At 65.3% G+C, this 5,072-nt stretch carries 5 protein-coding genes and 2 pseudogenes; all 7 read right to left on the bottom strand.

Going from position 1 to position 5,072, the window contains the following annotated elements; all coding sequences use genetic code 11:
* A pseudogene (locus WBB07_RS26395) lies at positions 1–506 on the bottom strand (type VII secretion-associated serine protease); the annotation flags it as partial.
* Positions 503–1,993 (bottom strand): type VII secretion integral membrane protein EccD, encoded by a 1,491-nt coding sequence (gene eccD, locus WBB07_RS26400; RefSeq protein ID WP_526312176.1) that lies wholly within the window; start codon positions 1,991–1,993, stop codon positions 503–505. The pseudogene WBB07_RS26395 and the gene eccD, both read right to left, overlap by 4 nt.
* Positions 1,993–2,958, bottom strand: coding sequence for a MinD/ParA family ATP-binding protein (locus tag WBB07_RS26405; RefSeq protein ID WP_526312183.1), 966 nt, complete (start codon positions 2,956–2,958; stop codon positions 1,993–1,995). The genes eccD and WBB07_RS26405 overlap by 1 nt, the downstream gene beginning before the upstream one ends.
* 98 nt (positions 2,959–3,056) lie before the next feature.
* Positions 3,057–3,905 carry an ESX secretion-associated protein EspG gene (locus WBB07_RS26410; RefSeq protein ID WP_526312178.1) on the bottom strand — a complete coding sequence of 283 codons (849 nt, stop codon included), beginning with the start codon at positions 3,903–3,905 and terminating at the stop codon, positions 3,057–3,059.
* 84 nt (positions 3,906–3,989) lie between these two features.
* On the bottom strand, positions 3,990–4,280 hold the full coding sequence (locus WBB07_RS26415) for a WXG100 family type VII secretion target (RefSeq protein WP_526312179.1): 291 nt from the start codon (positions 4,278–4,280) through the stop codon (positions 3,990–3,992).
* A 31-nt stretch (positions 4,281–4,311) separates the two neighbouring features.
* A complete protein-coding gene (locus WBB07_RS26420) occupies positions 4,312–4,635 on the bottom strand; it encodes a WXG100 family type VII secretion target (protein WP_526312181.1) in 324 nt (107 codons plus the stop codon).
* A gap of 149 nt (positions 4,636–4,784) precedes the next feature.
* Positions 4,785–5,072: pseudogene (locus WBB07_RS26425) on the bottom strand (hypothetical protein); the annotation flags it as partial.

Consider the following 5,072-nt stretch of genomic DNA (forward strand, 5'->3'; position numbering starts at 1 on the left):
GCCGAGGTGACCGGGGGCGGGGCCGCCGGCGAGGGAAAGGCCCGCCGCGGCGGCATCGGTGCGGGCATCGGTGTTCCGCGTGGGGCAGCGCTGATGAGCGACGCGATGATGGTGCCGTGGGCGTCGCAGTCCATCAGGCCGTCACCGCCCATGATGTAGTCACCGCCCGGTACCACCGGCAGCCGCGGGTTGGGGTTGACGCCGGTATCGATCACCGCGACCGGAACACCGTTGCCCGTCGAGTACTCCCAGGCTTTGCTGATGTTGAGCATGGTGAATCCGGGGGCGGTCACGGTGACGCTGGGCTCTGCCACCGTCATGGTCTGCGCACACATGTTGCTCTGCCGCATCGGCCGCTCCGGGCCGGGTTCCCCGTTCGGCGGCACCATGGCCGGGTCCACCCTGGGTGGTGGAATGGACTGTGCTACCGGCAGATTAGTGCATACTCCGACCAGCAACACGGCGGTGACAGCCGAGGCGACCCGGCACATCCGGCTGACGGTCATCGCATCCGCACCCAGGTGAACAGGCCGCCGATCCATGCGGCCAACGGAAGCGCGGCAACGATGGCCAGCAGCTCCAGCCATTCGGTGAGCATCCGAACCAGTGGCGTGAATCGGGTGACGGGGACCAGGAGCGCGGCGAGCAGCCCGGCGAACCCGAACGCCGCGAGCGCCAATGCCCCCCACAGCACCGCGGCGCCCGAGTCCGCCGGACTGGCCAGGACGTACTTGGTCACTCCGAGACACACGGCCGCGGCGGCGCCGCACACCAGTGCCACCGCATGTCGTTTGTCGGCAAACGTCCGCGCCCTGCTGATGAAGATCAGCACCAGCAGGCCCGCGAGAATCGCGGCGGCAGTTGACTTGTCCCGGCCCGGCATGAGGGTGGCCCAGACCGCGGCCGGCAACGCGATAGCGGCTCCGATACAGATTCCGGTCAGCACGCTGTTTGCTCGTTTGGCCCCCGCGGCGATCTCCGCACCCCTCGGGGTGTTGTCCGGATTGGGTTCGGCGGGGTCCTCGTCGGCGTCCTCGTCCACCGGCGCCACCGCGTCGACAGGGAGTCCATCGCTGCGGCGGAAGAGATCCCGTCCGGTGATGGAGCCGAAATGAGGCGGGCGGATCCGGGCAGCCCAGAGCGCAAACGTCGGCGCCAGGGTCAGCAGCAGCAACAACGCGACGAGTGTGGACATCCCCAGCCACTGAGCCGGGACCGGCCGCCACATGCGGGCCAGGGCGACGGCACCGCCCAATGTGCACAGCGTGATGATCGCCGCGGCGGCGGTGAGGTGTCTGGCCGTCAAAGCGATCAGACCGCAGGTCAGGACCGTCACCGTGAGACCTGCGATGAACAGGTGCGCCGCACCCAACTCTCCTGGTGCCGCGCTCCCCGCGCTCACCGCCAGCAGCGGTATCGCCAGCCACCCGAATCCGGCGACGAGGTCGACCCGCGCCGGCCACCATCGCGCGACCGCGCCCGCGCCGCCGAGGGTGAGAATGCCCAGCACTCCGGTGACGATGGTGGCCGCGAGCGCATCGGTCACCAGGCGGTTGCGCAGCGCGGCGGTCAGGATCGCCACACTGACCATCCCCAGGATGGCCAGCGCCACATGCGTGGCGGTCTCCGCGGTCACCGGTGCAAACAGTTTCTTGCCGACCCGCGCCAAACCTGTTGACAGTGACTCGTATTGCGGTTCGAACGAATCCCCGTCGACGGCGGGCACCAGAACAAGCGTGGCGCCGTCCTCGACCCCGAGGTCGTCGAGAGTCTTGGTGACGTCGAGACGGGTGCCGTTGGCCCGCTGCAGTTCGTATCCGACACTCGACTCCAGTCCGGGCAGCCCGCGGCGGCGCAGCTCCTCGTTGAGCAGTTCGACGATGTCGTCAATGAAGATTTCGATGGGTACCGAAGCTGGATAGACCTGGGAGACCAGATGCTCACCACAGACAACGGCAACCGTGCACCGGGCCGGAAAGGTGACCTTCGCCATTACTGCGGCCTATCGGCGTCCGGCGTGTACTTGTCCGCCAGAGCCGCAGTGATCTCGAACAACCGCAGCCGGGTTTTCTTGTCGAGCTCATGCTGTGTGTCGATGATGCCGCCTTTGGCCAGATGCGGGTCAAAAGGCATGAACTCGACACTGGCGCCGGATTGCCGGAATCGCTCCGTCAGGTAGACGAGCGCGTCTTTGTCGTACTTGTTGCGGCTGTCGTTGATGATCACCAGGCTGCGGGACACCAGTTCGTGGTAGCCCATCGCGCGCAACAGGTCGATCGACCTGGTCACCGGCAGCGAGGTGTCGGCGGTCAACCCGGAGACGAACACGACCGTGTCCGCGGCGTCGTACACCGCCTTCATCACCGGGTGTTCCAAATCGTCCGAGGTGTCCACCAGGATCACGTTGTGGGTGCGGCGCAACCGGGACAGCACCCCGGTGAACATCGACGGCACCAACGGCCGGGGCTGGTCCGAGGCCCGGTTGCCGGCCAGTACGTCCAGTCCGAGTGCGTTCTGGCCCAGGTGCTCTCGGATATCGGCGTAACCCTGGACATCGGTGTCGTTGAGTACCGCCGAATAGTCGCCGGGCGGGGCTTCGTCGATCCGGCCCGCCAGCGTGCCGAAACCCGGTGCGGCGTCGATCGCCACCACGTTCTCCGGTCGGCATTCACGGAACACCGCACCGATCGAGGCGGTCATGGTCGTCTTACCCACGCCGCCCTTGCCCGAGATCACCGCGATCACGTACTGCTTGCGGATATGGCGCCGGATCCGGTCCTTCAACTCCCGGTAATGACGCTCCCGCGGCGATTCCCCCAGATTGAGGCTCTGAAAGGTCATCCGGTAGATGAATTTGCGCCAACCTGAGCCCGGCGGTATTTTCCGCGGCGCGACCATATCCGAAATTCGAAGGGTCTGCGAGACGGAATCCTGATAGTCGAGACCGGGACCCGACATTTCCCGCTGCGGCTGACCGCGCTGTTCGGAGGCCCTACCCGGGTCGTTCCACGGATTTGTCACGAATTTGGCCCTAACGCGCAGAAATCAGCCATCGGTCACACCACTTTCCGGTAAGAATGCCATTCCTGCGCGGCGGGTAGTCGTCGCACCATTTCATTGACAGCGGCGGTGATATTGGACAAGGTTCCGGGCGCCATGATCATCCAGTTCTTGCGGTCGCGCTGGAAGTGTTCGGCCACCACCCGCCCCTCCGGGGTGTCGATCACCACCACCACCGACTTCTCCACGAACACGCGGGTCTCCGAACCGGAGTCCACGCCGGATTGGAGCGCGACGATGGTGGCTTGCGCGGAGCGGGTTGGATCCGCGGCGGCCATCAGGATGTGCAGTTGATCGGAATCCAGGTCCACATTGGCCAACAGGTACCGGCGTAGGCTGTCGTGATCCTTGACGTCGCTGACGATGTCGTCCGCCGGAACAGTGACCGGCCGCAGCTTCGCGGGGGAAGCAGTTCCGCAGAGCCGCTCCAACTGACTGCCGACGACCTGGCTGGCAGCACCTTCCGAACTCGAGGTTCCGGCGCCACTGAGCCGCACCACGGTATCGCTGCGTTCCAAGGCAACCCACCAGTGCGCGAACCGCGCCAACGTCACCTGAGCCGGAACTGCGGGTGTCTCGCCTATACCGGGTCTGATCGCCTGGATCAACAACGCGACATCACGACGCGACAACACCGTCAACCACTCCACCACCGCGGGATCCACGGCTCCGTGCTCGTCGATCACTCCCGCAGCCTTCAGCTCATCGGCCATCGGATGTTGCAACGCAACATCTTTGGTCTCGACGCTCGGCAGTACCGGTCGCAGCCCCAGTTCCGGGGCGACGACTTCGATCCCGGTCAGGACCTGCAGCACCCACAGGCCGTCGAGCGTGGTGGTCAACATGGTTTCCCCCGGCGAGCAGTGGGGCGCACTCCCACGTGCGCCCCACTGATGACAAATAGACAGATGGAAGTCGGGTCCGGTGACCTAACCGAAGAGGTTGGCCGCGCTCACATCGACCGCATTGGCTGCTGAGCGCACCTCTTCGATGGTGTGCCCGTGCTTCAGCATGACCTCGATGAGACCCTGGAAACCGTTGAGCATGAGCAGTTGCTGCTCACGAAACGAGGTGGCCGCCTGGCCCTGGAAGAACTCGGCGATCGCATCGGTCTGGTTCTTGATGTCGTCGTGAATGGACTGCAGTGTCGACGCCTGGTTGCCGACGGTGGACGACAGTGCGCTCACGGTGCCGTGGTCGTAGAGGATACGGTCAGTCATGGTGGTCTCCTGTGGTCAATGGGTTGAATGTCTAAGAACCGCTGAGGTTTCCGGCGAATCCGTTGAACGTCTGGGCCGCGTCGGCTTCATGCTGGTCCATCATGTCGGCGGAGGTGACGAGACCGTGGCTGAGTCGCATGCCGGCCTCGTTGGCCTGGGCGAGATCGTGCTCGATCTGGACCGAGGTGTTCATGGATGCACCTGCGCCAGAGCCGGCCCAGCCCGCATTCATGATGTTCTCGTGCTCAGCCAGGTACTGCGAGGCGATGGCACGCGCGTTCTCGAGCGCGCTGGTGATCGAGTTGGAAACCGTGCGAAGTGTCTCGCTGGTAACGAGAATCTGCCCCTCCGACATTTGCTTCTCCCTTGCTGTCAGGTCCCCCGAGCAGGGGTCTCAGATCGAGTGTAGGACTTCCACGACTTCTGTCACTTCACCAATCAGCAAACTTTGTATGCATCTCGAAACACCAGCCACTTGATTAACTGGAGTCCCCCGGTGCCGCATCAGGTCCGCTGTTGCGGGTCACCGTCGACCACCACCCGCGCGTAGGTTCCGTCCCGCTCGCGGTCACCGTCACCCTGACCCCGCGCCAGCATGCCGGGCGCCATCGGCATCCCCGAACCTCCCATGCCGCCGGTCGTGGGTCCGCGCATCTCGGCGGCATCCAGGAATCCGGGCTTGAGCCCCGTGGCACGACCCGACCCCGCCGGGTCGAACCCACTGGTGGGCCTCGTGAAATTGGTCAGGCCCGCTCCCGGATGCCCGCCTCCGCCGCCCACGCCGCCGACACC

Origin of the sequence: Mycobacterium sp. (genome assembly GCF_049647605.1) — a bacterium.
GTDB lineage: Bacteria > Actinomycetota > Actinomycetes > Mycobacteriales > Mycobacteriaceae > Mycobacterium.